Genomic DNA, 26,184 nt, shown 5'->3' with positions numbered 1-26,184 from the left:
TTGAATTTGATTTGTCGCCGCACCATTGTGTCGCCGCGACCTTGCAAGCAGCGCCGCGCGGCGTTCAGGCAGCCTGCCGGCCCACCTGCAGGAAGGCCGGCGACGCCAGCAACCTGCGCACATCGAGCACCTGCCAGTCGCGCCCGTCGCGATCGGCAAAACGTGCGCCCTCCCAGTCCTGCGCCGCCTCCGGCCCCGCCGGCGGCGCGTTCGCCGCTTCCACCGGCAACGACAGGTCGCCGGCATGGCGCAGCCCGATCACGCGCGTGGCCAGGATGCCGCAGGCACGCTCCACCTGGCGCGACAGCACCACGATCTTGCTGCCCGGCTGCAGCGCGGTGGCTCCCTCGCCGCAGAACAAGCCGAAATCGATCACGCCCAGCAGGCTGCCGCGCGCGTTCACCAGCCCGGTGTACCAGGACTGCGTGAGCGGCACGCGGCTGGGCTGGCGCATCTCCAGCACCTCGCCCGTCTCCGGCAACGGCAGCAGCCAGTGCCGCTGTCCCACCTGCAGGCCCAGGAAGCTGTCCACCGCCGGCAGGCTGCGCGCCTCGCGCAGCCGGCGGGCCAGCATGGCCTGGTAGTCCTGCAGCCGGGTCTGGCGGGCACGAAGATCCTGGCGCGGCGCGGTCATGATCGGATTCCGGTGAGAAGGCAAGGATGGGTTCGGATGCGAGCGGGCAGGTAACCGGCGCGCGGCTCAGTGCGCCAGCGCAGCGATCTTGGTCAGCAGTTCTTCGCCGTCGACCGGCTTGACGACATAGTCGGCCGCGCCCTGGCGCATGCCCCAGATGCGGTCGGTGTCCAGGCCCTTGCTGGTGCACATGATCACGGGGATGTCCTTGAAGCGGTCGTCGCGCTTGATCGCGCGGGTCGCCTGGTAGCCGTTCTGGCCGGGCATCACCACGTCCATCAGGATCAGGTCGAAGGGTTCCTTCTCGAGCCGGGCGAAGGCCTGTTCGCTATTGCCGGCCACCGAGACCTTGAAGCCCTTCTTGCCGAGCAGGTCGGACATGAACAGGGCTTCGGTGGGGGAGTCGTCGACGATAAGGATTTTGCTGATAGTCATGATGATTGGGATTCCTTGGATTGCGCTCAAGCCGGCAAGGGGCTGGCCACGGCAACGGCACGTGGCACGCAGGCGTCTACCGCCTGCAGCAGCGACTCACGGGTAAAAGGCTTGGCGAGATGGTCTTGCGCGCCGACCAGGCGGCCGCGCGAACGGTCGAACACGCCGTCGCGGGAGGACAGCATGATCACCGGGATGGCATGGAACCGGGGGCTTTTCTTGATGAGGGCGCAGGTCTGGTAACCGTCCAGGCGCGGCATCAGGATGTCGCAGAAGATCAGGTCCGGATGCATGTCGCCGACCTTGGCGAGTGCCTCGAAGCCGTCTTCGGCCAGCAGTACCTGGCAGCCGGCCTGGGACAGAAATATCTCGGCGGTGCGGCGGATGGTGCTGGAATCGTCAATGACGAGCACCTTGCGGCGCGCAGGCGCAGCAGCGCCGCTAGCGCCGGCGCCAGCTTCGACCGCGCCGCTGACCTCGGCGTTGATCCGAATACTTTCTTGTAGATGAGCGACCCGCATCTCGTTCCCGCGACCGGCGTGCTTCCCTGACGGAAACGCCGGCATTCACTTGAGAACTTCCGCGCAAGGCAGCCTGGCCGCCCCGACGGACCCCCGAAACAAAACGTTTTAATTCCCGAAAACACGCCGGCCGGATAGCCCCGGTGCCCGGCAAACGGCGGCGCGTGGTACCCGCGCCTGCCGCGGTCCACCCCCCAAAGGGTGGATTTTCAAATTTGAAACAGAGTGTGACAAGTCGCCGTGGGGCCGTCAATCCGGAATCTCGGGCGGCCCCTGGCGATCTGTCGCATCGACGCGACGCGCCACGCCGGGCCAAGGCCCGAAGCGGTGCCGTCACGGTCGCGTCATGGTGACGCATGGCCAGATCACGCCATCCAGCCGGTGCTGGCTGGCGACGCGGCAATGCTAGCGTTGCTGTTCAGCAACTCCAGCCATCCTGGAGCATGTCAGAGCGCCACCATCTCGAAATCTTCCTTGCGCGCGCCACATTCCGGGCAGGTCCAGTTGATGGGCACGTCTTCCCATTTGGTGCCGGCGGCAATGCCGTCTTCGGGCGCGCCGGTAGCTTCGTCGTAAATCCAGCCGCAGATCAGGCACATCCAGGTCTTGTATTCCATAACGGTCCAGTCACTCTCCATTAAAATTCAGGGCCAGATGGTACCGAATCGGCGCCGCCGGCGCCAGCCGGGCAAGCAGGATTCGGGCCAAATACGCCGTGTTCGCGCACGTTACCGCGTAAATGCCTCGCATTTGAGCCTTTTTGCCGGCATCTTCAAGGTAACTTGCTGCCTGTTAGAACGCGTTTCTCCCGCTTTTGATTTCACGCAAAGCCATGTCTCGTAACCAGCAGCTCTTCGACCGCGCACAGCAAACCATTCCGGGCGGCGTCAATTCGCCCGTGCGCGCCTTCCGCTCGGTGGGCGGCACGCCCCGCTTCATCACGCGCGCCGAAGGCGCTTACATGTGGGACGCCGACGGCCAGCGCTATATCGACTATATCGGCTCCTGGGGCCCGATGATCGTCGGCCATGCCCACCCCGAAGTGGTGCGCGCGGTGCAGGAGACCTCGGCCCACAGCTTCTCGTTCGGCGCGCCGACCGAGGCCGAGATCGAGATGGCCGAGGAAATCTGCAAGCTGGTGCCGTCGATCGAGCAGGTGCGCCTGGTTTCCTCCGGCACCGAGGCCACCATGAGCGCGCTGCGCCTGGCGCGCGGCTTCACCAAGCGCGACCTGATCGTGAAGTTCGAGGGCTGCTACCACGGCCACGCCGACAGCCTGCTGGTCAAGGCGGGTTCCGGCCTGCTGACCTTTGCCGACACCACCAAGAACGCGCCCTCCTCGGCCGGCGTGCCCGCCGACGTGACCAAGCACACCATGGTGCTGGAGTACAACAACGTCGAGCAGCTCGAGCAAGCCTTTATCAAGCACGCCGGTGAGATCGCCGCGGTGATCGTGGAGCCGGTGGCCGGCAACATGAACCTGGTGCGCGCAAGCGATACGTTCCTGCAAGCCATGCGCTCGCTGTGCACCAAGCATGGCGCCGTGCTGATCTTCGACGAGGTGATGACCGGCTTTCGCGTGGCGCTGGGCGGCGCGCAGGCGCATTACGGCATCACGCCGGACCTGACCTGCCTGGGCAAGGTGATCGGCGGCGGCATGCCGGCGGCGGCCTTTGGCGGGCGGCGCGACATCATGGCCTGCCTGGCGCCGCTGGGCGCCGTGTACCAGGCCGGCACGCTGTCGGGCAACCCGCTGGCGGTGGCGGCCGGGCTGACCACCCTCAAGCTGATCCAGGCACCGGGCTTCCATGACCGCCTCGCCGCGCAAACCCGCAAGCTGGCCGACGGCCTGGCCGCGGCCGCGGCTGATGCCGGCGTGCCATTCGCGGCGGATGCCATCGGCGGCATGTTCGGCCTGTACTTCCGCGAGGGCGTGCCGGGCAGCTTTGCTGAAGTCACGCAGTGCGATACCGCGCGCTTTAACCGCTTCTTCCACGCCATGCTGGATGCCGGTGTCTACCTGGCGCCGTCCGCCTTTGAGGCGGGCTTCGTCTCGGCGCAGCACGACGACGCGATCGTCGCCACTACGATCGAAGCCGCACGCAAGGCTTTCGGGGCATGAGGGGCATGAGGGTCTGAGGGCCTGAGGGTCTGTGTTGTTGGTCTTTGAACTGCAGCTGCAACGGCTTAACTGCCACTTCAAGGTCAAAAGCTGAAGGGCAACGGCAGTTTCACCTCCCCGCAGGGGCGGTGAAACCGCAGTTGAAGTTGAAGTTGAAGTCAAGCAGCCGCCCTTAGCGCCAAGAGCACAAAGACTCGATAACTCAAACGCCCGCCGGGTCAGTCGAGCAACTCCGGAACAGCCGCCCCAAGCCGCTCGCAGGCCCGCGCCAGCGCTACCTCCAAAGCGGCGCTGGCGGGCGTCATCGGCGCGCGCAGCTCGTTGCGCAACCATCCCTCGCGCGCCAGCATGGCCTTGAGCGGACCCGGATTGGGCTCGGCGAACAGCAGCTTGATCATCGGCATCACGGCATGGAAAATCCGGCGCGCATGCTCGAGCCGCTGCCCCGTCACCGCCCGCGCGAGCGCCACGAACAGCGCCGGATACAAATGGGCAGAAGCGATGATCGCGCCCGTGCCGCCCAGGCACAGCGTGCCCAGCAACTGGTGATCCTCTCCCGCCAGCACGCTCAAGCGTCCGTCGGCAATGACGGCCTGCGTGCCGTGGTAGTCGCCGCCGCAATCCTTGATGGCGCGGATATTCGGATGCGCGGCCAGCGCCAGGATGGTTTCCGTCTCCAGCTTCACGCCGGTCCGGTAGGGAATGTCGTACAGCACCAGCGGCGCGGGGGCGCTGTCGGCCAGCATGCGGAAATAATCCAGCAGGCCGGCCTGCGACGGACGGACGTAATAAGGCGCGGGCGCCAGCAGCCCGGCCAGCGGTCGCCCGGCCAGCCGGCGCACGCACGCCTGCACCTGCTTCACCTGGCTGCCCGCCACGCCCATCATCACCGGCAAGCTGCCGGCGCTGGCCAGCACCGTATCCAGAACGGCCAGTTGCTCGGCCTCATCGAGCGCGGCCGCCTCACCGGTGCTGCCGCACACCACGATCCCGGCGATGCCGCTGCCGGCGTAGTGCACCACCAGGCGTGCCAGCTCGGGAAAATCGACCGAACCGTCGGCAAATGGCGTCACCAATGGCAGCCAGATTCCTGAAAAGACGTGTTGTGCCTGCGAATCCTGCTGGGCAGGTTGGGCTTGTTGGGCTTGGGCTTGATCTACGGCTTGCATCGAATCACTCCTGTACGACCGGTCAATAAAAACCGTGCAGAAGCGCGCCGGGTGGCAGATGAGCCCGCGTGGGGCAGTGGGAGAGCCTGAACCGTCAAACCTGGCCTGGCCTCGCCCCTGTACGCTGGTACGCAGGTGCCGCTCCGTCGCTCATCTGACGGAAGCAGCGCCCCGGTCAGATGAGCGGCTGTTTTTTGGCTTTGGCGCGCGCCGGCACCTGCCGCTGCGAGGCAGGGCAAACAAGTGCGGAAATCGACGAAACAGCGCGCATGGCAGGTTGGTGCTGAATGGGAGCATACCGTGGCAACCACGGCAGAAACGACAATCTACCGGGCTGGCCGGCCTGCCGTCAACCGCACCCGCGGCGATTCGCTTGCGCCGGCCAGCCCCTGCGCTACACTGGGGATTCCATGAATTCCGGAGTCTTCGATGCGCGCATCCCCTTCCCTGTCACTGTCCTGCGGACGCTCTGCGCTGCGCTGGCTCATGCTGGCCCTGTGCGCAAGCCTGCTGTCCGCCTGCGGGTACAACGACTTCCAGTCCAAGGACGAGGCTGTGAAAGCGGCCTGGGGCGAGGTGATCAACCAGTACCAGCGCCGCGCCGACCTGATCCCCAACCTGGTCAATACCGTCAAGGGCTATGCCACGCATGAGCGCGAGACGCTGGAAGCCGTGACCAAGGCCCGCGCCGCGGCCACCAGCATCCAGGTCTCGCCCGAGACCCTCAACGACCCCGAAGCCTTCAAGCGCTTCCAGCAAGCCCAGGGCGAGCTGAGCGGCGCGTTGTCGCGCCTGCTGGCGGTGTCGGAAAACTATCCGCAACTCAAGGCCGATGCATCGTTCCGCGACCTGCAATCGCAACTCGAAGGCACCGAGAACCGCATCACGGTGGCACGCCAGCGCTATATCACCGCGGTGCGCGACTACAACATCCTGGCGCGCAGCTTCCCCACCAACCTGACCGCCATGATCTTCAAGTACCCGGTCAAGCCGTCGTTCACGGTGGAGAACGAGAAGGCCATCTCGGCACCGCCCACGGTGAAGTTCTGACCCCGGACATACCGATGCGCAATCCCTCTGAGCGCAGTGGCTGGACAGCCGCCATGCTGGCGCTGCTGCTGTGGCTCGGCGCGCTGCTGGCGTTCCCGGCCATGGCCGCCGGCGACGGCTTTGTCGCGGTGCCGCCGCTCACGCAGCGGGTCACCGACCTCACCGGCACGCTCAGCGCCAGCCAGCGCGGCGCGCTGGAAAACGTGCTGGCAGAGTACGAGCAGCAGCGCGGCAGCCAGATCTTCGTGCTGATGGTGCCGACCACCGATCCCGAGCCCATCGACGCCTACAGCATCCGCGTGGCCGACGCCTGGCGCGCCGGGCGCAAGGGCATCGACGACGGCGTGATCCTGCTGATCGCCAAGGACAACCCGCCCGGCCTGCGCAAGATGCGCCTGGAAGTGGGGCGCGGCGTGCAAGGCTCGCTGACCGACGCCATGTCCAAGCGCATCCTGCAGGACGTGATGGCGCCGCACTTCCGCCAGAATGATTTCTATGGCGGCATCGCGGCCGGCGTCTCGGCAATCCAGGCGACCATCGACAAGGAGGCCCTGCCCGGCCCGCAGGCCGGCGCCAAGGCCGCCCAGAGCAGCTCGTGGACCGACTGGCTGCCGGTGCTGTTCCCGCTCGCCATCATCCTGTTCTTCTTCATCTCCGCGGCCCGCCGCTCGGGCGGCTCGCGGATCGTGACGCGCGGGCGCGGCTGGGACGCGGCTGCCGGCGGTCTGGGCGGCACCCTTGGCGGTCTCGGAGGTGGCGGCTGGGGACGTGGCGGCGGCGGTGGCTTCGGAGGAGGCGGTGGTGGTGGCGGCGGCGGCTTCGGTGGCGGCGGCGGCGGTGGCTTCGACGGAGGCGGCGCCTCCGGCAACTGGTAACGACACATGCCACACTTCAAACGCGCCCTGCGCCATCTCGGCACGCGCCCCGGCGCCGCCAGCAAACTTTTCCCCGCCGATGCCCAGCAGCAACTGCAGCAGGCGGTGCGCGCCGGCGAGCAGCGGCATCACGGCGAAGTCCGGGTCGTGATCGAGTCCAGCCTGCCCCTGGCGCTGGCCTTCTCCGGCACCAGCCCGCGCGCCCGTGCCCGGGCCCTGTTCGGCGCGCTGGAGGTGTGGAACACCGAAGGCCACACCGGGGTACTGCTTTATATCAACCTGGCGGATCACGCGGTGGAGCTGCTGGCCGACCGTGGCATCGATGCCCGCGTGGCCCCGGAAACCTGGCGCGCCATCTGTAGCGAACTCGCTAGCGGGCTGGCCCGGGAGCTATCGGTCAAGCCCGTGCTGGCGGCAGTGGAAAAGATCCACCATCAGCTGGCCACCCATTTCCCCTCGGGCGACCGGCCCAATCCAAACGAACTCGACGACCGCCCGGTCATGCTGTAGCGCCGCTTGCGCGACGCGCCCCCAGCATGTACCACAGCGCGGCCAGTACCTGCAGCGCCACCAGGCCGCCCCACACGGTCAGGTGCGCCGCCTTCGGGTAGCGGCCCGCATCGGCGGGCCAGAGGTCCAGCACCAGCCCGATGCCGACCTGGCAGGCAAAGGTGGACAGGAACACCGTCAAGGTCAGCGCCGTGGTGGCACGCCCGATCAGCGCATCGGGGAAGCTGCGCGCCAGCACGGCATAGGCCAGGATGCCGCTGGAGCCGAACACGCCGTAGGCCGCCCACAGCAGCGTCGACGGCAGCGGCACACCCGCCATGATCAGGCACTGGATCACGATGAACCCGCTCATGCCCAAGCCGGCGAAGGTGTAAAGGCTCACGCCGGCACGCTCCAGATGGCGCGCGGCCCAGCCAGCGCACACGCAGCCGCCCATCATGGCAAAGCCGATCACCGACACCAGGCGAGCGCCCTGCTCTGGCGAATAGCCGGCCACATCCCGCAGGAAGGCACCGACCCACAGCGTCTGCACCGCCAGGAACACACCTTGATTGAGCAGGGCCAGCGGCACCACGCGCAAAAAGCGCGCATTGCGAAAGACTTGCCAGGTGCCGCGCAGCTGCTCGGCAAGGCGCTGCTTGCCAGCGCGGCTGGTCTCGGGGGCGCCGAGCCACAGCAGCGCCGCCATGGCCAGCGTCAGCCCGGCCAGCCCATAGCTGACGGTGCGCCAGTCGGTCCATGACAGCAGCCAGCCCAGCGGCGCGCCCACCACCACGGCGCCCAGCCCGCCGATCGCCATCACCACCCCATTGAGCAAGGGCATGCGCGACAGGGGGAACCAGATCGACAGGGCCTGGATGGCAGCCCCCAGGCAAACCGACACGCCCACGCCGATCATCAGGCGCCCTGCCGCCAGCGCGGCCATGCTGGTGGCCGAGGCGAATACCAGTGCGCCAGCCACCGCCACCAGCAGCAATGCCGCCTCGGTGCGGCGCGGGCCAAAGCGGTCGAGCATCAGCCCGGCCGGTAACTGGGCGCAGGCAAACCCCAGGAAGTAAAAGCTGGTCAGCAGCCCCAGGTCGGCGGCACCCAGCCCCATCTCGCGGATCAGATGCGGCGCGAAGCCCAGGTTGACGCCCCGGAAGATATAGGAAACCAGGAAACCCAGCGAAAAGATGCAAAGCACGCGCCAGCGGGCAGCGGCCAGCGCAGGATCGCCAGCCCGGGAAGCAGGAGACGGCGCCGCGGCGGCAGGGGTGGATACATTGGCAGAATTCATGCCTGCATTGTCGTCAGTCGCCGCGTGCAACACCAACGAAAGATACCCGCCGCAATTGTGAGTAGAATTTGACGGCAATGACCTCCCGACACCCCAAACCGATCAAGCCTGGCCCGTCCGGCCAGCCCGGCTTGCCCGCCCGCCCGCCTGAACCGGCCCCGCCGCCCGAGCCGCTGCGCTTGCAGCGCGCGCCCCACCTGCCCGCGCTGCAGGCACTGCGGGCGCTCGAGGCCGCTGCCCGCCACCGCAGCTTTTCCCGCGCGGCGGAGGAGCTGGCGCTGACCCACAGCGCCATCAGCCACCATCTGCGCGCGCTGGAGGACAAGCTGGGCACCAAGCTGTTCCAGCGCACCGGCCACCTGATGATGCCGACCAATGTGGGCGCGCGGCTGGCCGAGCGGATTCGCGACGGGCTGGCGGAACTGGAAGACGGCCTGCGCGAGGCCAGCAACGGTGGTGCCCCGCAGGTGGTGCGGCTGGAAGTCAGCGTCATGGCCGACCTGGCCAACGCGTGGCTGATCCGCCGCCTGCCGAGCCTGCACGCGGCCCTGCCGGGGCTGGACTTGCACCTTCGGCTACACGCCGAGATCACGCCGCCCGACCCGTACTCGGTGGACGTGGGGATCTGGCACCAGCGCGTGGACCTGCCCGGCTTCGCCTGCCACAACCTGATCGAAGACCATGTCATCGCGGTGGCCAGCCCGGCACTGCTCGCGCGCTACCCCGGCTTCACGCTGGCCGACCTGCCGCGCCTGCCAATGCTGCGCTTCGCGCTGCGGCCGTGGCGCGACTGGCTGGAAAGCGCCGGCCTGCCCGGCACGGAACCCGAGCGCGGGCCGATCTTCCAGGACGCCGGCATGATGCTGCAATCGGCCGTGGCAGGGCTTGGCGTGGCCACCGCGCGCCTGCAACTCGCCAGCGACTACCTTGCCAGCGGCGAACTGGTGCAGATCGGCACCACCCGCATCCCGTCCAGCTTGCATTACTGGGTGACCTGGCGCGAAGGCAACCCGCGTGAGAAGGCCATCCTGCAGTTCCATAGCTGGCTGCAAAGCCAGGTGGCGGCCGCCGCCCTGCGCGCGCCGCTTGATGCAACGCAGCCAGACGCACCGCAGCCGGGCGCCTGAGACCTAGCGTCCGGCCGCCCGCAGCGCCTCGATGCGCTCGCGCGTGAGCGGATGGGTAGAGAAGAAACTGTCGGCATCGTCGCCATCCCCGTCGTTGCCGCCATCCTCCGCGGCACGCCGGCTGCGGCGCTCCCGCTTGGTTTCGCGCTCGCCGGAGGCGGCTGGCGCGCTGGCCTCGCTCCCACCGTCGGCCTTGGCCGCCTGGACTTCCGCCTGCCGGGCGTGAGCGTCCTCCAGCGCCTGCAGGACATCGGCAAACGCCGACACCGGCAAGTGGTTGCGCTGCATGACCTCCACCGCATACGCATCCGCCGCGCGCTCATGGTCGCGCGAGTAGCGCAGGGTCAGGATCGCGGCGGGCACGCCCGCCAGCACGGTGGAATAGTCACCAAAGAAATAGGCCGCCAGCGCGCCCACCGCCGAGGCCTGGAGAATCTGCTGCAGGCCATGGCGCTCGGCCACGTGGCCGGCCTCGTGGGCGAGCACACCCATGAGGCCCGGCCCCACGCCGGTCAACTTGACGAGTTCATCGGTCACCACGATGGTGCCGCCTGGCAGGGCCAGCGCATTGGGCCCGAGCTTGCCACCGTGGCGGAACACGATCTTGTACTCGTGGCCCGGATCGGCCGGGCGCTCCAGCGCGGCGAAGTCGGCGCGAATCCGCTGCTGCTGCGCCTGCGGCAACGCCGAAGGCATGAGCAGGCCCTGATCGATGCTGGTAAGCGTGGCCTCGCCGAGGCGGGCTTCCAGCGCCGGCGGCACGCTGCGCGCCACCATGCCGGCGCCCCAGGGCAAGACGTAGAAATATCCCAGCAGCAGCGCAGCGGCCAGGCCCAGCACGGACAGCAGCGCCAGCCGCCAGCTGTTCTGCGCACGCACCACCCAGCCCTCGCGGTGGCCGCTGGCGCCCAGCAAGGCGGCAAAGGCGGCGTGGTCAGTGACCTCGCAGAAGGCACCGTCGGCAAACGTGACCAGGCGCGGCGCGCGCTTGACCCGCTCGGAGACGCGCAGCGACGCCAGCGGCGCGCGGCGCAGCACCGTGCCAAGTGCATCGCGCAACACCGCATCGCGCCCTTCGATGGACAGCATCACTCGATGGGCACGCGACGAGCGGCCATCGAAGTAAGTGGCGGCTACCGGGGCGGTGGCCGTGGCGTCGGGGATATCCTGCATCAGGGCCTTGGTATCGAAGTGAACGAGGCTGGCACGGCGATGACTACGATGACTGTGGTCACAGCGCGGTCACAACGCGATGTCGATGTCGTACCAGTCCACCGCGGCGTCGCCCAGCGCGCCCACCTGCTGCGTCTCGCCGGCCACGAAGGCGTCCAGCGGACCCGCCGCCAGCATGGTCATGCTCTCGATACGGTAGCGCATCGAACGCACGCGCGCGAACGGCAGGAACAGGCCCAGCGTCAGTGCATTGGCGATCATGTTGGTGGCGAAGATAAACAACAGGCGGCCCGCCTTGACCTCGCTGCGAAACGCGTGCGGCGCCAGCGTGGTGTGATTCCATACCAGGTTCTGCAGCCGCGCCATAAAGAAGGGCCCGACCGCCATCATCGCCACGAAAAAGCCAATGACAGCCATGATCCCCGCCACCGCCGGCGCGCCGATGCCCGCCCCCATGCCTGCGCCAATCCCGGCGCCGATGCCCCTGCCCAGCATGCCGCCGACCACGCTCATCCCCACCACGACCGCCACCATCATGCCGAATGCACGCAGGTAGACGCCATAGAAGCCGCCCGCGCTCGCGCTGATGCCGAAAGGCGCGGTGCCGAAACGGGTGTTGTCATGCTGGTACTGCTTGAAGCGCTGGTGCGCCAGCGGCGCCAGCGCATAGAGGCTGAGCGCCGTGAGCACGGGCCAGAGCAGGAACACCTTGTAGGCCTGGGCATCGCTCCCGGTGAAGGCGAAGCGCAGGCCGCGGTAGCTGGAGTTCGCCATGCGAAAACGCAGGGACCGTACCAGCAGCAGCGGAAACACCACCGCCACAGCCAGGCCCAGCGCCAATGCCAGGAACGGGGAAATGTGGCTGGCAAGCTGGAACACCATCGCCAGGCCAAACACAATGGCTCGGCCCTTGAGGATGGCCGAGGCACGGCCGTGGTAGTCGAAGCTCGCGCCGTCCAGCCGCGTGTTGCGGTAGAAGTACTGCATCGTGCGGACCTTGGCCCAGGCCGAATAAATGCCCAGCGTGACAATGGTCAGCAGGGTATTGACGATCCAGATGCGGAAAAACTCGGAGCCCGAGCCGATGAACTCGAACCGCAGAGGACGCACCGTGGCGGCCGGCTGCTCATAGGCCGGCGCGTGGAACGCGTTGTTGTCTAGCTGCATCCTGCTTTCTCCCGTGAATTGTGCAATTTGGCGATGCGCAGGCTGACCGCGGTGCCCGCACGCCGCGCGACGATATCTCTTATCCCGGCATAGCGGCCAGCAATGTATCAGGAATGCAACCAAATCGATCGTATTCGCCGAACGTGGTAGGAAGTTCCCTCCTCATCCAACAAGGCGAGGAACAGCCCGGGCCAATGTGAGTCAGCCCACATTCGTCACCCTGTCCGGCTACATCTTTTGTCGCCGGCGCATGCTTTTGGCGCGTGCGATACGCCGCTAGCCCTCCCCTCCGGCAGTCGGTGGGCACCATTGTGCACAGCCTATTTGCGCGGGGTTGTATCACCACTGCAACGATTCGCACGTTCGTGCGGCGACTGCTCCACCACCCGAATACGTTCTCACGAATACCCTTTGGATTGTTCCCGGGCGACGCAGCAAAGTACACCTCGCCCCTCCCTTTCGCCACTTATGGTGATCTGAGAGAAGACAGAGCGTCGCTTTTTGCCATGCCTGCCGTGCTGCGGCGCACACAACGGCCCCGAAAGCAGTAACGACAGGGAAACACTTTGTTACAAGAAACGCAAAATGTAACAAGCTCGTAAATTGCATTCTTAAAAAAATCAGTAACTTACAAACCATGGCACGTTCGTCGCTCTTGTCTTCGTTACAAAGAGCAGAGCGACCGAAAAGATAGTCGATGTCAGCAAATACGGTACGCCAGGGATGCCAGCGACAAGGCGGTGCAAAACCACCAGCCGCGGCATCACGATAATCAAACTTGAACGGGGAGTGGAGCAGTGGCCGTGACAGGGCTTGCTTCGCGGGGAGGTTGAGCGCCGGGCCAGCGCAGTTTTCAGAATCCATGGCCCACGCCGCACACGGCAGCAGAAACGCTGCCGGTGCGGCGATTTCTATCTGCTTTGCAGTTCTTTCAGGCGCGGGCTCGGTTCCAGCGGGACGGCGGAACCGGCCCGCCGCACTATCTCGCGGCTCCGGAAGGTCAGAGAGGCTGCGGCTGGGCGACGTGTTGGTCGAGCACTTGTGGTTTGGCCGCTCTGCATACGCGCAGCAAGCCTGCCGTAAGGGCCCACAATCCCACGCCAGCCACGACGTCCACGAGGTAATGCCCCCCCTCCGTCGGCGTCGACAGGATCATCGCCAGGTTCAACAGGCATGCGACCACGAACCCGGTGCGGGTCCAGCGCATCGTTTGCACAAAGATCAGCGCCATGGCGGTGTGATAGGACGGAATGGACACCAGCCCCTGTACGTGCGCGAGATCGAATACCTGCATCGCTCCGGCACGTAATACGTTGAAGTGTGAAACGCTGGCCATCTCGGCGGCGCTTGCTACGCCGAACGAGACGTAAGCCCCGGCGGCTGGCCAAGGGGCGGCAATCAGCAACAGCAGCGTGCACGAGAGAATCATGTTTGACATGAACTCACGCAAATGTTCGGCCCGCCCCGCCAGACCGGTCAGCATGGGAACCAGGAGCAGCTGAGCCAGGCCGCTGGCGTAAGCCAACTGCAGAAAGAGAGTCACTGCGGGCCGCGCCCTGACCCATTTGTAGACCTGCGGCCAGTCAAAACCCAACAGCTTATCCAACTCGGCCAGCCTGGCATCCACCAGAGGCGGGGCCAGCGTGATCATCAAATAAGACATCACGCTCATGATATTGGTGAAGGCCACCAGCAGAGCGCCACATTGCGCCACTAACGCCAGCCGCCGATAGTGCAGCCCGCGCGATGTTGCTGTCACGCGCGGCATGCCCGCGATCAAGCTGAGAATCAGCGCAATGGCGGCAAGCATCGCCACGGCCCTGCAGATGGCAACGAAGCTGGCATGGGCCACGGAACGCCCGCTTACCGCGAGCCAGATCGAATCCAGAACCAGAAACCCGAGCACGATCATCCATCTGATCGCGTCACCGCGCGTGAAGACCCTGTCGCCAATTTTCATTTTGCAGCCCCTCCCCGGACTCATCCAGCTGCGCGCCCCGCTCGCTCGTCTCAGGCGAGGTACTGGATGCAAGATAGCTTAGTCGGGCTGCGTCCGGCATCGACTCTACGTGGGACTACCAAAGTACTAGGCGCCCAAGTATCGCTCCCTGACCGCCGGTTGCCTGGGGCAATTCCGCCGAGGCACCGTGCCTTTGCAGATCCGGGCCCGTTTTCACAAATGCAACCGATCCGCGTGATACCGGCGATTTATGTAAGGCATGCGCAACTCATCCATACAGATGAGTCCGGCCCGCGTTCTGGCTTGTGAAAAGTACGTCGCGCGCTATATCGTCCACCCTTCGGACTACGATCTTTGTCGTTAGTAAGAATCTCTCGTACTTCCGTTCTCATCGGTACGTGCCACTGCTAGTTCTTTCCAGCCCTCGCACCGAGTACCGCCGGAGATACGCATTTTCAGAAATGCAACCATTTGACCCGCTGATGCCGGGATAGCGCTACCGCAGGCCACGTGCCGGCAATGGGAGAGCACGCATCCGGGACGGAAGCACGAGCTTGGAAATGCGAAGCAGCCGTTCCATCCAACAAGCTCAAGGTGCTAGAACTTCGCATTTCACGGTCGGGGGCATACTGAAGCACAAGATTCGCAGGCCGATGCGCAGTAACACGGGAGAAACATTCTGTTACACACTTGCGTTGGCAAGCAACGCGCTCATTACCGGCCCTGTTAGTGAAATCAATGACTTAGCAGCGTTGGCACGTTCGTCGCATTTATGCTTCGCAGAACATCTGATCGGACTAAAGCCGCAAGCCAGACCACAACAACCGGCACCGCCTTGCAACCACCAAGTCCGACAACAAGGTTATAAAAAACCCCGCAAGCCCAGGCGGGATCAGGGGAGGGGCTCAGGCGCAGGGCCGCGCCAGATAACTACACGGCCCAGGCAGGACAGGCATGCGCAAACGTGCCTGCCCGATGATAGGCAGTTGCAGTCATTTCAGGCGCGGGTCGATCCGTCAATGGTCAGGATCGACCCGCGGCAGCTGCGCAAGGCGCGATGCACAGTCCGTGACGTGCCGGGTGCGGGTGCTCCGGCGGGCTTTGCCCGTTGGCAGGGTTCCTGAAGTCAGGTGGGGACGGGAGGTCCACCATGCGAGTCGGGTCCGGGGAGCTTGTCGGCATTATGCCGACGTTCAATTTTCACCCTCGTTCGTGACAAGCTGGCATTCGTGCTTAGCCAGGTGCGGTGATCGAGCCGGGCCCGATGTGGTCCGGCCCCCGAGAGCCACGCAGCTGGCAAACTGAAGACCCTCCATTCCCGAAGCCGCGATGCGCTGGATCAGGCATCGCCCTTCAAGAAGACCGCGAACTAGAACAAGTCCGGAACGGACACTAGCTCGCAACAAGAAGAAGAGATCGGGGGAGGGTTATATGACCGCGTACGTCAATCGTCCGCTGCTGTATCTGTCGCAGCATCACGACGCCATGCGTTGCAGGTTCCTGGCGCAACAAGGCTGGAAGCTGATCTTCGCGTCAAACCAGCGAGAGCTCGACGCACTCGCCCAGGACACGCAGCCCATCAGCGGGCTCCTCGATATACACAGTGGATTCAGTGACGCCGAACTCGAGTCGTTCGAGCCTTGGCTCGCTCAGCCGAACATGAGTTGGGTCGCCACTGTCACGAGCAAGGAAGCGCTCTCGGATTCAGCGCGCCGTTTGCTCGGGCTGCACTTCGTCGACTACTACAGAGATCCTTGCGATATGTCGGCGCTGGCCCATTCCCTGGGCCACGCGGTCGGCATGGTGCAGCTGCGCCTGGAGGCCTCGCATCCACCGATCCCGGCGAGCGGCCTCGACGGCATGATCGGCAATTGCGCTGCCATGCAAAGCCTGTTTCGCGGCGTAGAGAAAGTCTCCAGATGGGATACGCCGGTACTCATCGCCGGCGAATCGGGCACGGGCAAGGAGCTAGCCGCCCAGGCGATCCACCGCGCCTCCCGGCGCGCCGGGCAGCCTTTCGTGGCAGTCAACTGCGCGGCAATCCCCCCCACCCTGCTCATGTCGGAACTGTTCGGCTACGAGCGCGGCGCCTTCACCGGAGCCCTCAAGCGCAAGCCCGGGCGCATCGAGATGGCACACGGAGGCACCCTCTTCCTCGACGAGATCGGGGATATGCCGCTCGAAAGCCAGGCCAGCCTGCTGCGCTTTCTGGAAACCGGCCGCATAGAAAGGCTGGGCAGCACCGAGTCGATCACGGTCGATGCGCGCATTGTGTCTGCTACGCACGTCGATCTCGACGCGGCAGTTGCGGCAGAACGCTTCCGCGGCGACCTCTATCACCGCCTGTGCGTGCTGCGCGTGAAGCAGCCGCCGTTGCGCGAACGGGAAGGCGATATCACGCTGCTGGCCGAGCATATCCTGAACAATATCCGCTCGCATTCCCCGGATCATATCAAGGGCTTCTCGCCAGCGGCGCTGCGCGCCCTCAGTGCGCATGACTGGCCCGGAAACGTCCGCGAGCTGATCAACCGTATCCGGCATGCGGCAGCCATGTGCGAGAACGGCGTCATCACACCGTGCGACCTGGACCTGCAACCACCTCCCGAGACCCGCCCCCAGACACTGGCGGAAGTGCGCGAGGCGGCGGAGCTGAATGCCGTCAAGGAGGCCTTGCAGCGGCACCACGAGCGGCTTATCGACGTGGCCGCCGAACTAGGGATCTCGCGAGTCACACTGTTCCGGATGATGCGCGAGCACAGGCTTCAGGTGAGAAAGGGCGGGTTGGGCATGGTTTGCCTGCAAGGCTAGTCCAATGCCAGAAAGCGCGTTAGTACAGGAGCAAAGCCATGTCGCCCAATGCCTATCTTGAAATGGCGCAAACCGAAGCCGCTCACTGGTGGTTCCGCGGCCGCCGGGATATCGTCGCAGCCATGATCAAGCGCCTGCGCTTGCCGGCCGACGCGTCCATCCTCGAAGTGGGGGCCGGCACGGGCGGCAATCTCGCCATGCTTTCCCGCTTTGGCAAGGTGAGCGCCGTCGAAATGGATGCCACCGCGCGGCAAATCGCCGAACAGAAGACGGCGGGCCAATTCGATATCCGCGGCGGCAGGTGGCCCGACGATATCCCATTTTCCGCGCAGGGCTTCGACCTCATCTGCTTTCTGGACTGCCTTGAGCATATCGCCGAGGATACGGCCTCGCTTGTGAGCGCACGACGCATTCTGAAGCCAGGCGGCGCGGTGCTGATCACCGTGCCAGCCTATCAGTGGCTCTGGAGCCAGCACGACGAATTCCTGCACCACCAGCGGCGTTACAGCCGGCAGGCGTTGCGCGCAACCGTCAGCGCCGCGGGCCTGGAACTCGAGCGGATATCGCACTTCAACGCGCTGCTGTGCCCGTTTGCCATTGCCGCACGCCTCAAGGACCGGCTCAGCGGCAGCCTTGCCTCGACGGGCAGCGCGGTGCCCGCAGCACCGCTCAATGCCCTGCTGCACCGGATATTCTCCGCGGAACGGCATTGGCTCTCGATGTCACCTCTGCCCTTCGGCATCTCCCTGCTGGCTGTTGCCCGGCTGCCGTGAGCGCACGGATCGATCGCGCCGGTACAACCCGGCTTATGCGCTTCGCCTTGTCAGGTGTCGCAGCGACCCTGCTGCATGTGACAACGGCCTCGACACTCATCGCCTGGGGCTCGGCGTCACCCATGCTGGCCAACGGTGTTGCCTTCATCATGGCAACGGGCTGCTCCTACCTGCTCAATACACTGTGGAGCTTCTCGAGCCGGCTGCGCCGCAAGAACCTCGCGCGCTTTCTTGTTGTATCCGCGCTCGCGCTGATCCTCACGGTGCTCATCTCCTGGGCCGTCCAGGCAACGGGGGGCAGCTACTGGATCGGTTTGCTGGTGATCGTCATGGTGGTGACGCCCTTCAGCTTCCTGATGCATAAGATCTGGACCTACCGATAAGCTGCCCCCAGCAACATGCATCACCGCTCCTGGGATACTCGCCGCACGCTGGCCAGGTTGACCACCCGCTTGCCGGCGGCAAGCTGCCCCGTCTGGCGCCGTTCCTGATAGCGACGGCGCACCAGGTAGATGGGCCGCCCCTTGGCTTCGTAGTAGATGCGGCCGACATACTCCCCTACCACACCGATGCCGATGAGCTGAACTCCGCCAAAGAACAGCAGCACCGAAAGCAAGGAGGCATAGCCGGGCACCTCCACGCCAAGCACAATCGTGCGCGCAATAATAAAGATGCCGTACCAGAAAGCGATGGAGGCGATCAGGAACCCCAGATACGTCCATACGCGCAACGGCAGCGTGCTGAAGCTGGTAATGCCCTCCAGGGCGAGATTCCACAAACGCCAGCCGGAAAACTTGGAATGCCCGGCGTTACGCGCCTCACGCTCGTAGGGCACAATCACGGTCCGATAGCCCACCCAGGCGAACAAGCCTTTCATGAATCTCCTGCGCTCCGGCAACTGCTTGAGCGCATTGACGACCACGCGGTCCATCAGCCGGAAATCGCCGACGTTCTCCGGCAGCTTCAGTTCCGACAGATAGTTATGCACCCGGTAGTAGGCCAGCGCCGCCGTGCGCTTGAGAAACGAATCGCACGAGCGGCTCGCGCGTTGTGCGAGGACGACCTCGGCCCCCTCCCGCCAGCGCGCAACCAGGACGGGAATCAGGCTTGGCGGATCCTGCAGGTCCGCATCGATCGGGATGACCGCATCGCCAAGCGCCTCATCGATCCCCGCGGTAAGCGCGGCTTCCTTGCCAAAATTCCGCGTCAGGTCGATCACCCGCACGCGAGCGTCCCGCCGCGAGATCTCAAGCAGCCTTTCCAGCGTGCCGTCGTTGCTGCCATCATTAACGCAGACGATCTCGAACGTGGCCGCCTCGATCGATTCGAGTACTGGCACAACGGATTTGAAGAACCCTGGAATAGCATCGCGCTCATTGAAAAATGGCACTACCAGAGAGATCTGTTTGCTATCGTATTGATCAATCATGACCCACCTCCCCCACCCGCGTTTCATTGTTGTGGCACGGCTCCGGGTTCTGAACTCGCTCCGTGCGGATTCGACGGACTACATGAAACAACGTTGCCAGGATCGCAAGCGGCATGAACTGGAATCCGATCGCCTGGACAACAAGCAACCCGAGCAGTGGCGTGAGCCAAAGGACGAGTAGCAACTCCTTCTCCCAGCGCATCCATCCGCGCTCAATGGCATAACCGGTAAGCCAGAGAATCACGAAACCGAGAAATGCGAGGTCGTAGTCGTAGAGATAAGGACTGAGCATCAGCGTGGCCGCCATCAAAGCGCTCGCCCGCAGCGGGAAACTGGCCGGCCTGCACCACGCATAGATCACGACGCCGGCGGCAAGGGCCGCCACCATGGCATGGATGCCATAGGAGAGCGCAAGATTGCCGCCCAGCAATCTCATCAAGGCAAACACTGTCGGCATCCGGACGAGCTTTGCCTCGCCGCCCTCCACCGCGAGGCGTGCCATATCCGCATTGGCGAGGAATGAGAAAAAGGTCTCCGTGCCGAACACCAAAGCGCTCAAAGCCAGCAGCGCGGCTGAAGAAGCCACCATGGCTGCCAGCGCCTTCCAGGCCCGGGCACAAACCAGTGCAAGCGGGAACAGCAACGCCAGGTGCGGCTTGATGGTCAGGATTCCCATCACCAGCCCGGCAGCAACCGGGTGACGCCGCACCATCGTCAGCGAGAGCGCGGCCAGACCGGCAGTGAGCAGGGCATTCTGCCCCGTCGCGCACACCACGGCGATACCGGGGAAGGCCATGCCTGGCAGCCATGCGCCGCGCCAGGAAGCAATGCGGCTCCCCGCCCACAGGTAGAGCGCACCGGTCATCCCGATAAAAGCCCCGTACGCTGCGCCGAATGAAAGCAGCGCCAACGGACAGACCAGCAGCAGGAAGCTAGGCGGATATAGCCACGGAAGCGTGCCCCCGGCGGAGGCAAGGGCCGGCATCGCGGCGATCTCGACCAGCCGCAAGGTGGCATCATCGTAGGCACCCGTCGGGTTTCCGTTCAGGGCAAGCTGGGCAGCGCTCCAGAACGCGACAAAGTCGCCACCGAACAGGCTCGCATCACCTTGCCTCGACAGACAGGCACGCCAGATCCAGATCGAGAAGAAGAGAACGTAGGCGACGAGCGCCACGGCTGAGTACAGGCGCACCCGCTCGGGGTTCAGCCAGTGCTCGTCCGGCACCTGGTCGCCATCGACTGCGGCAGCGGCAGCGGCTCTCATCATGCGCATGTCACGCTCCACGCCACCTGGATGCCCGCCCGCCGCAGGATTGCGCCGGCCACCAGGATCAGGATCACGGGACCGATCTGCGGGAGCTTCATGAAGGGATTGAGAAGTTCATACAAGGGCAAGAGCCACACGGCTACCAGCAATTGCTGCTCGCCGCGCAGCCATCCTCGCCTAAGGCAGTCGCTCACCATGCCGACGATGGCAAGCCCCATCCAGGTCAGCTCATAGCCATGAAGATATGGGGTCGTCAGCATGGTGGCCGTGGCGAGCATGGCGACGCGAAGCCCTGTGGGAGTCTGCCGCAACCAGACATGGAGCAGGCCACAGATCGAAAACAAGGCAACCAGGCCCTGGGCCAGATAAGCCTGGGCGATGCTGCCGCCGGACAGGCGCACCGCCGCAAACGCTGTTGGCGAAATGAGCCACCCCTGCGGGCTATGCTCGATCAGCTGCACCCGCGCCAGTTCGGCAGCGCCAAGAAAGGCCGGGATGGTCTCCCAGCCAAACGCCACCAGGCTGGCGCCAAGCAACGCGAGTGCGGTCAGGGCCGCGGCGGCGAGGGCCCTCCACGCCCGTGCCGCGATCAAGGCAATGGGAAACAAGAGGCCGAGCTGCGGCTTGATACAGAGCAGGCCAATACAAATGCCGGCGAGCACCGGGCGCCGCTGCAGCCAGCACATCGAGAGTGCCGCTAAGCTGGCTGTCAGCATGGAATTCTGCCCCAGCAAGAGGGTCAGCAAAACCCCAGGAAACGCGACGATCGGCAGCCAATTCCCAGACCTCCAGCTCGTTGCGGAACCAAGCAACCTTAGCAGGGACGTTACATAGAGATACGCCGTGCCGGCTGAGAAGAGGAAATAACTGACCGGGAACGGCAGCAGCGCCAATGGCAGCACAGCCAGCAGGAATGTCGGCGGATAGAGCCAGGGCATAAAGAAATCGCCGCCTGAGGCCTGCGAGCCGAACGCCGCCATTACCGGGGCCAGCGACTCAAACACATAGGCATCCTGCGCAGCCCCTTGCAGCGCTAGATAGGAAGCGCTCCAGAATACGGAAAAATCCACCCCGGGACGCGCCGCACGGCCGCTCATGAAGCCGTTGCTGGCCCATCCCCAAGCGACGACAAATAGACCGAAGAACACCAGCACGACAATGCTGTAGAAGCGAACCCGGTCGAGGCCGAGCGCGCCGGACTGCGGGGATTCCTTGCCTTCGCGCGTTCTGGCCCTCACAATTCGCTCCTGTTCATGTCCTCGCAATGGCGCTTTTCTCGTGCGTTGAAAAAGGCGCTGCGCGATGCCGGTTTGCCTCTGGCTTTCGACGCACTATTTGCCGAGCATCTTTAGCTGCTTCCTGGCACGCACTCTCAGTTTCTCTTCGGGTGCCGTGGTTTTAGTCTTGTCTGAATCCCAAGATTAAACAAGCGCGCCCCCTGCCGGAAAACACCGCGTTTTACGGCTTTCCAGGGCGATAAAGGCCCAACGTTTCAGCCTTGAATCGCAAGCGAATAGCTCCCAGAGCCAGGCCTGGCGCCGAGGACGTGCCAGATCTCCGTAAGACGGGCTGCCATTTGACGTTTCTCGCCGGAAACATGCCACTTGGCGTCAGCCTCGCCGCCGTCACCTCAACCATTCGGCGGATCTGCCGGGCCTCGCGTCCGCGTGCAGAGGCTGTGCACGCCCTTTGCAATGCCCATTTGCGGAAAGTCATCCTTCCTTCCTAGCGACTTAGGACTAGGCGGATCGGTCACGGCTCATCCATAGGCCGCCGTAACGCGTCGGTCGCCGCGCCGCACGTTTCCATGCAGCAACGACGATGCCGACGCAGACCCTGGCTGGCACGCTCTCTGCGCGCCCGCCCTCCCGGAGACCCTTTGAATTCAACGAATCGCGGTGGGGTGGCCCAGCTTTTGCCTATGGTCTGGCATACGGCCCCAGGACAGCTCCAGCTGGATGCCGAGGAAGCGGAGGCACGCATCAACGGCGCCGAAGCCCGACAACGAATCAGCTAAATGAACTTACGCCATGACTGCTGACCGCCAACACGCCGTGCCCGCTGTCCATCCGGAAGCCGCAAGGACTATCTGGAGGGACGGCACACCGAATCGCCTGCCAGGACTACCCTCGCAGGCGCTGGTGAAGGGCATGCTGGACGGGATCCGGATTGCCGCCACGCATAGCGCCGCCATCTCTCGGCTTTGTCGCGAACACAAGGGTGGTAAGTGGCCGTTCCACGCCTTCGCAATCTGCGGCCCTCCGCAACGAACAACCCTCGCCCGTAGTTGATTTTCATTGCATCAAGTTTTTTCCCGACACCGAAGGAGATTGCCATGAATACCCTGATCAACAACATCAAGCGCTTCGCCAACGATGAAGATGGCGTCACCGCCATTGAGTACGGCCTGATCGCAGCACTGATCGCCGTCGTGATCATTGGTGCGGTCACGATCGTCGGCACGCAGCTCGCGACCACCTTCAACAAGATTGGCACTTCGCTCACGTCGGCTAACGGCTAAAGCGACGCGGACGGGCTCTTCAGCCCGTCCGCACCCCGCCTTGGCCGAGGCGGAATCACGATGGCACACGGTGGAAAGGGGGGCTTCACGACACGAGCCATCCTGCCCAATCCAACGATCCACGACGACACGGCGGACACCATGCCAAAGCTAAGACAAATGCTCAGGGAACTACATCGTGATCAATCCGGGGTGACTTCCATCGAGTACGCGTTGCTGGGTCTCCTGATCGCCGTCGCCATACTCTTCTCGGTCACGTCGGTTGGCACCAGCGTGTTTGACCTTTACCAGAAGATCGCTTCCGCAGTCACCGCTTGAGCAGGAATGCCAGGTCCGAATAACGGGCCGGCACAGACAGAACAAAAAAAAGTAGAGGGAACATCATGCTAGCCCAGTCCGCCTTACCGCAATGCGTCGGTCCATTGGTGATCGTGCTGGTCCTGACCGCAGCAGCCATCGATGCCCAGCAACGTCGCATTCCCAACTGGCTGACCTTCGGGGCGTGGCTGCTCGCGCTGCCTGTGCAGATCATCATGCACGGCTGGAGCGCCGGAGCTCTGACCTGGGCAAGTGGCTGGCTCACCGGGTTCGCCCTGTTCCTGCCCCTCTACCTTCTGCGCGGCATGGCAGCCGGCGATGTCAAATTGATGGCCGCGGTGGGTGCCTGGCTGGGCGCGCCGATGGCGTTCGAGATTGCGCTGGCTACCTTCGTGGCCGGTGGGGTGTGGGCGCTGTCACTGACGTTGTGGCGTGGCAGCCTTGGTCAGTTGCGCCACAACCTTGCCTTGATGCTGACGTCGCTCGGTCGGATCAGGCCTGCGCTCACCCAGGACAGCAGTGCCAGCAACGAATCGTCATGGTCGGTCGGGTCGCTGCCCTACGGCGTGGCCATTGCCGCGGGCACGATCAGCGTGCTGTTCGCCTCCGTGTAACGACAGCCATTCGCCATGACTCACCTGAACAAGAAACTGAAATTGGACTTGTAAGGCCGTACCAGCCAATAGACGGGGGGAGCAATGATCGAACACAAAACATCGGGAACTGCGCAGCGGGCACCCACGCCAGGCATCGAAGCCGATAGCCCGGACGATGCCAGGCGCGAACAGATGCATCCGTGGCATCCCGCGCCGAGGACGGTCGCCGACACCGGCATCGACGTCACACTGTTGGTGGGACTATTGATGAAGGCGGCCTACCTGCATCGCAGCGCCATGCTCGCCCAGTTGGCCGACACCCTCAAGTTGCCCGCCATGGTGACCCACGAGATCGCCAGCATCGCGGTGCAAGAGCGCATGCTAGAGGTGGCGCGCCGCGGCACAAGCGACCTTGACGTACGCTTCCGCCTGACCGATGCGGGGTATGCCAGGGCCGCCGAACTGGTTGCGCGCAGCAGCTATGTCGGCGCAGCGCCGGTCACCCTCGACGCGTATCTCGCTGCCGTCCAGCGTCACTCCGTGCGCCAGGCATCGGTATCAAGGGACGATATGACTGCGGCCTTCGGCGACCTGGTCATCCCTTCTCACCTGCTCGACGAGGTGGGCATGGCAGTCAATACCGGCCGGGCGCTGATGCTGTATGGCCCCGCCGGCAGCGGCAAGACTTACCTGGCACAGCGCCTTGGCAAGCTCCTGCCAGGTGCCGTGCCGGTACCGCACGCGATTACCGTCGCCGGCGAGATCATCCAGGTCTTTGACCCGCTCGTGCATGTCCCTTTCGATACCGCCGACGCAGCGCTGCAGCAGCGCTCGACCGATCGCCGCTGGACCATCTGCCACCGCCCCGCCGTATTGTCGGGGGGCGAGTTGACGCTGTCCATGCTGGACCTGCGCTACGACGCCATGTCGGGCTTCTACCAGGCGCCACCGCATATGAAAGCCAACAATGGCATCTACATCGTCGATGACCTTGGGCGCCAACTGGTAGGCGTGAGCGAGTTGCTCAACCGCTGGATTGTGCCCCTGGACCGCGGCGTCGACATGTTCTCGCTGCAGACCGGCGTGCGATTCACGGTGCCGTTCGATGTGTGGCCGGTGTTCTCGACGAACCTGGATCCCCAGCAGCTGGGCGACGAGGCATTCCTGCGGCGGCTCGGCAGCAAGCTCTTCATCGGCCCCTTGTCGAGCGATGACTACCGCGAGGTGTACCTGCGCGCCACCAGCGACGTCGGACTGGAAAGTACCGAAGCGGCATTCGACTTCCTGTTGGAGGGACTGCACTTCCCCAGCAGGACACCGCTCCTGGCCTGCATTCCACGTGACCTGCTTGTGCTGGTGGCGTCCAGCGTGCTCTACCACCGCGGTCCGCCGCAGGTGACGCAGGACGCGCTGCGCGGCGCCTGGAAGTGCTATTTCGGTGCGCAGGCAGTACCCGAATCCACGCGTCCCTGCGGCATGGGGATCGCATGGCAGGCCGCGCCTCAGGCCGCCAGTTGAGTGCAGGCATGCTGTCTAACGAACAACGGTAAGGGGAGTCATCATGAAAAACGCTCGAGCAATTCTGATGCTGTTCATCGCCCTGGTCGCGGGGGTCGCGGCGGTCGTCTCCGCCTCGCGATGGCTGGTGCAACAATCTTCCAGCTCTCTCAAACAGGTCGTAGTGGCAACCGGCGACCTGAATCTCGGACAACCGCTCACCAATGCGCAACTTAGCCTGGTGAGCTGGCCAGCTGGAAGCGTGCCGCCTGGCGCGTTTGAGGACCTCAAATCCCTCGAGGGGCGCGTGGTTCGTACCAGTGTCCAACGCGGAGAGCCGATTCTCGACGCCAAGCTCGCTCCGCTGGGCACCAAAGGTGGACTCTCTGCCGTGATTGGCCAGGGCAGGCGCGCCATCACCGTACGCGTCAATGATGTGGTCGGGGTGGCGGGCTTTGCCCTGCCAGGCAATCACGTCGACGTGATTGTCAACACGAACGAGACCGAGGCCAAGGGCGCGGGCAATGGCAGCATCTCCAAGATCGTGCTGGAAAAAATCCTGGTGCTGGCGGTAGCCCAGCAAGTCAGCCGCGACGACACCCAGCCGAAAGTCGTCAATGCCGTCACGCTCGAAGTCACGCCCGAGCAGGCAGAGAAGCTCGACGTCGCCCGCAGTGTGGGCACCCTGTCGCTCGTCCTGCGCAACCAGGTCGACGTCGCCGCGGTCAGCACCGGTGGCGCCACCAAGATCACATTGCTCGGCACGCCGCCGACGGAACAGCCCGTCAAGGTGGTCACGGTCAATGCGCCGCACGCGCCGGCAAGACCGTGCCCGCTCGTAGCGACACCGGCCAGGCCAGGCCATTGCATCGGTGTGCTGGCCGGCATCCAGGGCAGTGTTGAATGTTTCTGATGGCCAGGGCGGCCGCCCAGCCAGATTCTATTTGGCAACT

At 64.6% G+C, this 26,184-nt stretch carries 25 protein-coding genes; 13 read left to right on the top strand and 12 right to left on the bottom strand.

Annotated elements, in window-relative coordinates; genetic code table 11:
- Positions 1 to 64 precede the first annotated feature (64 nt).
- The 4 genes from F7R26_RS04400 to F7R26_RS04385 form a co-directional block, all read right to left on the bottom strand.
- On the bottom strand, positions 65 to 634 hold the full coding sequence (locus F7R26_RS04400) for a chemotaxis protein CheW (RefSeq protein ID WP_150988552.1): 570 nt from the start codon (positions 632 to 634) through the stop codon (positions 65 to 67).
- 66 nt (positions 635 to 700) lie between these two features.
- Positions 701 to 1,069 (bottom strand): response regulator, encoded by a 369-nt coding sequence (locus tag F7R26_RS04395; protein ID WP_043344417.1) that lies wholly within the window; start codon positions 1,067 to 1,069, stop codon positions 701 to 703.
- A 26-nt stretch (positions 1,070 to 1,095) separates the two neighbouring features.
- The gene (locus tag F7R26_RS04390) at positions 1,096 to 1,590 is read right to left on the bottom strand and encodes a response regulator (protein WP_150988549.1); all 495 of its coding nucleotides are present in this window, start codon (positions 1,588 to 1,590) and stop codon (positions 1,096 to 1,098) included.
- A 446-nt stretch (positions 1,591 to 2,036) separates the two neighbouring features.
- On the bottom strand, positions 2,037 to 2,207 hold the full coding sequence (locus tag F7R26_RS04385) for a rubredoxin (RefSeq protein ID WP_150988546.1): 171 nt from the start codon (positions 2,205 to 2,207) through the stop codon (positions 2,037 to 2,039).
- 215 nt (positions 2,208 to 2,422) lie between these two features.
- Here F7R26_RS04385 and hemL point away from each other — a divergent pair, with 215 nt between their 5' ends.
- Positions 2,423 to 3,712: a glutamate-1-semialdehyde 2,1-aminomutase gene (gene hemL / locus F7R26_RS04380; RefSeq protein ID WP_150988543.1), complete on the top strand. Its 1,290-nt coding sequence runs from the start codon at positions 2,423 to 2,425 to the stop codon at positions 3,710 to 3,712.
- A gap of 218 nt (positions 3,713 to 3,930) precedes the next feature.
- Here the strand turns inward: hemL and dapA are convergent, their stop codons facing one another.
- A complete protein-coding gene (gene dapA, locus F7R26_RS04375) occupies positions 3,931 to 4,881 on the bottom strand; it encodes a 4-hydroxy-tetrahydrodipicolinate synthase (RefSeq protein WP_150988540.1) in 951 nt (316 codons plus the stop codon).
- Positions 4,882 to 5,310: 429 nt separating this feature from the next.
- Between dapA and F7R26_RS04370 the strand changes: the two genes are divergently transcribed.
- Genes F7R26_RS04370 through F7R26_RS04360 form a run of 3 tightly spaced genes read left to right on the top strand, consistent with a single transcriptional unit; the run spans position 5,311 to position 7,316 of the window.
- Positions 5,311 to 5,931 (top strand): LemA family protein, encoded by a 621-nt coding sequence (locus F7R26_RS04370; protein WP_150988537.1) that lies wholly within the window; start codon positions 5,311 to 5,313, stop codon positions 5,929 to 5,931.
- A gap of 14 nt (positions 5,932 to 5,945) precedes the next feature.
- On the top strand, positions 5,946 to 6,806 hold the full coding sequence (locus F7R26_RS04365; protein ID WP_241754420.1) for a TPM domain-containing protein: 861 nt from the start codon (positions 5,946 to 5,948) through the stop codon (positions 6,804 to 6,806).
- A gap of 6 nt (positions 6,807 to 6,812) precedes the next feature.
- A complete protein-coding gene (locus F7R26_RS04360; RefSeq protein ID WP_150988534.1) occupies positions 6,813 to 7,316 on the top strand; it encodes a TPM domain-containing protein in 504 nt (167 codons plus the stop codon).
- Here F7R26_RS04360 and F7R26_RS04355 read toward each other — a convergent pair.
- Positions 7,306 to 8,595, bottom strand: coding sequence for an MFS transporter (locus F7R26_RS04355; protein ID WP_150988531.1), 1,290 nt, complete (start codon positions 8,593 to 8,595; stop codon positions 7,306 to 7,308). The genes F7R26_RS04360 and F7R26_RS04355 overlap by 11 nt on opposite strands.
- A gap of 77 nt (positions 8,596 to 8,672) precedes the next feature.
- Between F7R26_RS04355 and F7R26_RS04350 the strand changes: the two genes are divergently transcribed.
- Entirely contained in the window at positions 8,673 to 9,722 is a 1,050-nt protein-coding gene (locus F7R26_RS04350) for a LysR substrate-binding domain-containing protein (protein ID WP_241754419.1), read from the top strand.
- Positions 9,723 to 9,725: 3 nt separating this feature from the next.
- On the opposite strand, the gene F7R26_RS04345 is transcribed toward F7R26_RS04350, so the two are convergent.
- The 3 genes from F7R26_RS04345 to F7R26_RS04335 all read right to left on the bottom strand — a co-directional run bounded on the left by F7R26_RS04345 (position 9,726) and on the right by F7R26_RS04335 (position 14,022).
- The gene (locus F7R26_RS04345) at positions 9,726 to 10,895 is read right to left on the bottom strand and encodes a M48 family metallopeptidase (protein ID WP_150988528.1); all 1,170 of its coding nucleotides are present in this window, start codon (positions 10,893 to 10,895) and stop codon (positions 9,726 to 9,728) included.
- A 69-nt stretch (positions 10,896 to 10,964) separates the two neighbouring features.
- Positions 10,965 to 12,062, bottom strand: a complete 1,098-nt coding sequence (locus F7R26_RS04340; protein WP_150988525.1) for a YjgN family protein — start codon at positions 12,060 to 12,062, stop codon at positions 10,965 to 10,967.
- A gap of 1,000 nt (positions 12,063 to 13,062) precedes the next feature.
- Positions 13,063 to 14,022, bottom strand: coding sequence for a phosphatase PAP2 family protein (locus F7R26_RS04335; RefSeq protein ID WP_150988522.1), 960 nt, complete (start codon positions 14,020 to 14,022; stop codon positions 13,063 to 13,065).
- Positions 14,023 to 15,453: 1,431 nt separating this feature from the next.
- Between F7R26_RS04335 and F7R26_RS04330 the strand changes: the two genes are divergently transcribed.
- From F7R26_RS04330 to F7R26_RS04320, 3 genes are read left to right on the top strand one after another with little or no spacing between them, the layout of a single operon-like run.
- Positions 15,454 to 16,830, top strand: a complete 1,377-nt coding sequence (locus F7R26_RS04330) for a sigma-54 dependent transcriptional regulator (protein WP_150988519.1) — start codon at positions 15,454 to 15,456, stop codon at positions 16,828 to 16,830.
- Between the two features lie 38 nt (positions 16,831 to 16,868).
- Positions 16,869 to 17,603, top strand: a complete 735-nt coding sequence (locus tag F7R26_RS04325) for a class I SAM-dependent methyltransferase (protein ID WP_150988516.1) — start codon at positions 16,869 to 16,871, stop codon at positions 17,601 to 17,603.
- A 35-nt stretch (positions 17,604 to 17,638) separates the two neighbouring features.
- Positions 17,639 to 17,986, top strand: a complete 348-nt coding sequence (locus tag F7R26_RS04320; protein WP_150988513.1) for a GtrA family protein — start codon at positions 17,639 to 17,641, stop codon at positions 17,984 to 17,986.
- Positions 17,987 to 18,006: 20 nt separating this feature from the next.
- Here the strand turns inward: F7R26_RS04320 and F7R26_RS04315 are convergent, their stop codons facing one another.
- Genes F7R26_RS04315 through F7R26_RS04305 form a run of 3 tightly spaced genes read right to left on the bottom strand, consistent with a single transcriptional unit; the run spans position 18,007 to position 21,564 of the window.
- Entirely contained in the window at positions 18,007 to 19,032 is a 1,026-nt protein-coding gene (locus F7R26_RS04315) for a glycosyltransferase family 2 protein (protein WP_150988510.1), read from the bottom strand.
- Positions 19,025 to 20,305, bottom strand: a complete 1,281-nt coding sequence (locus F7R26_RS04310; RefSeq protein ID WP_241754418.1) for a glycosyltransferase family 87 protein — start codon at positions 20,303 to 20,305, stop codon at positions 19,025 to 19,027. The genes F7R26_RS04315 and F7R26_RS04310 overlap by 8 nt, the downstream gene beginning before the upstream one ends.
- Entirely contained in the window at positions 20,296 to 21,564 is a 1,269-nt protein-coding gene (locus F7R26_RS04305; RefSeq protein WP_241754417.1) for a glycosyltransferase family 87 protein, read from the bottom strand. Before F7R26_RS04305 ends, F7R26_RS04310 begins: the two co-directional genes overlap by 10 nt.
- Before the next feature lie 1,070 nt (positions 21,565 to 22,634).
- Here F7R26_RS04305 and F7R26_RS04300 point away from each other — a divergent pair.
- The 5 genes from F7R26_RS04300 to cpaB all read left to right on the top strand — a co-directional run bounded on the left by F7R26_RS04300 (position 22,635) and on the right by cpaB (position 26,144).
- Positions 22,635 to 22,820, top strand: a complete 186-nt coding sequence (locus F7R26_RS04300) for a Flp family type IVb pilin (RefSeq protein WP_043344388.1) — start codon at positions 22,635 to 22,637, stop codon at positions 22,818 to 22,820.
- Between the two features lie 60 nt (positions 22,821 to 22,880).
- Positions 22,881 to 23,138, top strand: coding sequence for a Flp family type IVb pilin (locus tag F7R26_RS04295; protein ID WP_338404696.1), 258 nt, complete (start codon positions 22,881 to 22,883; stop codon positions 23,136 to 23,138).
- A 65-nt stretch (positions 23,139 to 23,203) separates the two neighbouring features.
- Positions 23,204 to 23,752 (top strand): A24 family peptidase, encoded by a 549-nt coding sequence (locus F7R26_RS04290; protein ID WP_150988507.1) that lies wholly within the window; start codon positions 23,204 to 23,206, stop codon positions 23,750 to 23,752.
- Between the two features lie 174 nt (positions 23,753 to 23,926).
- Positions 23,927 to 25,252: an ATP-binding protein gene (locus F7R26_RS04285; protein ID WP_150988571.1), complete on the top strand. Its 1,326-nt coding sequence runs from the start codon at positions 23,927 to 23,929 to the stop codon at positions 25,250 to 25,252.
- A gap of 43 nt (positions 25,253 to 25,295) precedes the next feature.
- A complete protein-coding gene (gene cpaB, locus F7R26_RS04280; protein WP_150988504.1) occupies positions 25,296 to 26,144 on the top strand; it encodes a Flp pilus assembly protein CpaB in 849 nt (282 codons plus the stop codon).
- Positions 26,145 to 26,184: the final 40 nt, after the last annotated feature.

The organism is Cupriavidus basilensis (genome assembly GCF_008801925.2).
Lineage (GTDB): Bacteria > Pseudomonadota > Gammaproteobacteria > Burkholderiales > Burkholderiaceae > Cupriavidus > Cupriavidus basilensis.
Note: the sequence above shows the minus strand (reverse complement) of the source record. Positions and strands in the feature narration are given on the sequence as shown.

Excerpts from the sequence above, each read along its gene's own strand:
- F7R26_RS04285 (WP_150988571.1), top strand. The coding sequence starts at position 23,927 with ATGCATCCGTGGCATCCCGCGCCGAGGACGGTCGCCGACACCGGCATC.
- cpaB (WP_150988504.1), top strand. The coding sequence starts at position 25,296 with ATGAAAAACGCTCGAGCAATTCTGATGCTGTTCATCGCCCTGGTCGCG.
- F7R26_RS04345 (WP_150988528.1), bottom strand. The coding sequence starts at position 10,895 with ATGCAGGATATCCCCGACGCCACGGCCACCGCCCCGGTAGCCGCCACT.
- F7R26_RS04370 (WP_150988537.1), top strand. The coding sequence starts at position 5,311 with ATGCGCGCATCCCCTTCCCTGTCACTGTCCTGCGGACGCTCTGCGCTG.
- F7R26_RS04395 (WP_043344417.1), bottom strand. The coding sequence starts at position 1,069 with ATGACTATCAGCAAAATCCTTATCGTCGACGACTCCCCCACCGAAGCC.
- F7R26_RS04355 (WP_150988531.1), bottom strand. The coding sequence starts at position 8,595 with ATGAATTCTGCCAATGTATCCACCCCTGCCGCCGCGGCGCCGTCTCCT.
- F7R26_RS04325 (WP_150988516.1), top strand. The coding sequence starts at position 16,869 with ATGTCGCCCAATGCCTATCTTGAAATGGCGCAAACCGAAGCCGCTCAC.
- F7R26_RS04315 (WP_150988510.1), bottom strand. The coding sequence starts at position 19,032 with ATGATTGATCAATACGATAGCAAACAGATCTCTCTGGTAGTGCCATTT.
- F7R26_RS04320 (WP_150988513.1), top strand. The coding sequence starts at position 17,639 with ATGCGCTTCGCCTTGTCAGGTGTCGCAGCGACCCTGCTGCATGTGACA.
- F7R26_RS04330 (WP_150988519.1), top strand. The coding sequence starts at position 15,454 with ATGACCGCGTACGTCAATCGTCCGCTGCTGTATCTGTCGCAGCATCAC.
- F7R26_RS04400 (WP_150988552.1), bottom strand. The coding sequence starts at position 634 with ATGACCGCGCCGCGCCAGGATCTTCGTGCCCGCCAGACCCGGCTGCAG.
- F7R26_RS04335 (WP_150988522.1), bottom strand. The coding sequence starts at position 14,022 with ATGAAAATTGGCGACAGGGTCTTCACGCGCGGTGACGCGATCAGATGG.
- F7R26_RS04390 (WP_150988549.1), bottom strand. The coding sequence starts at position 1,590 with ATGCGGGTCGCTCATCTACAAGAAAGTATTCGGATCAACGCCGAGGTC.
- hemL (WP_150988543.1), top strand. The coding sequence starts at position 2,423 with ATGTCTCGTAACCAGCAGCTCTTCGACCGCGCACAGCAAACCATTCCG.
- F7R26_RS04360 (WP_150988534.1), top strand. The coding sequence starts at position 6,813 with ATGCCACACTTCAAACGCGCCCTGCGCCATCTCGGCACGCGCCCCGGC.
- F7R26_RS04350 (WP_241754419.1), top strand. The coding sequence starts at position 8,673 with ATGACCTCCCGACACCCCAAACCGATCAAGCCTGGCCCGTCCGGCCAG.
- F7R26_RS04300 (WP_043344388.1), top strand. The coding sequence starts at position 22,635 with ATGAATACCCTGATCAACAACATCAAGCGCTTCGCCAACGATGAAGAT.
- F7R26_RS04340 (WP_150988525.1), bottom strand. The coding sequence starts at position 12,062 with ATGCAGCTAGACAACAACGCGTTCCACGCGCCGGCCTATGAGCAGCCG.
- F7R26_RS04365 (WP_241754420.1), top strand. The coding sequence starts at position 5,946 with ATGCGCAATCCCTCTGAGCGCAGTGGCTGGACAGCCGCCATGCTGGCG.
- F7R26_RS04290 (WP_150988507.1), top strand. The coding sequence starts at position 23,204 with ATGCTAGCCCAGTCCGCCTTACCGCAATGCGTCGGTCCATTGGTGATC.
- dapA (WP_150988540.1), bottom strand. The coding sequence starts at position 4,881 with ATGCAAGCCGTAGATCAAGCCCAAGCCCAACAAGCCCAACCTGCCCAG.
- F7R26_RS04310 (WP_241754418.1), bottom strand. The coding sequence starts at position 20,305 with ATGCGCATGATGAGAGCCGCTGCCGCTGCCGCAGTCGATGGCGACCAG.
- F7R26_RS04385 (WP_150988546.1), bottom strand. The coding sequence starts at position 2,207 with ATGGAATACAAGACCTGGATGTGCCTGATCTGCGGCTGGATTTACGAC.
- F7R26_RS04295 (WP_338404696.1), top strand. The coding sequence starts at position 22,881 with ATGGCACACGGTGGAAAGGGGGGCTTCACGACACGAGCCATCCTGCCC.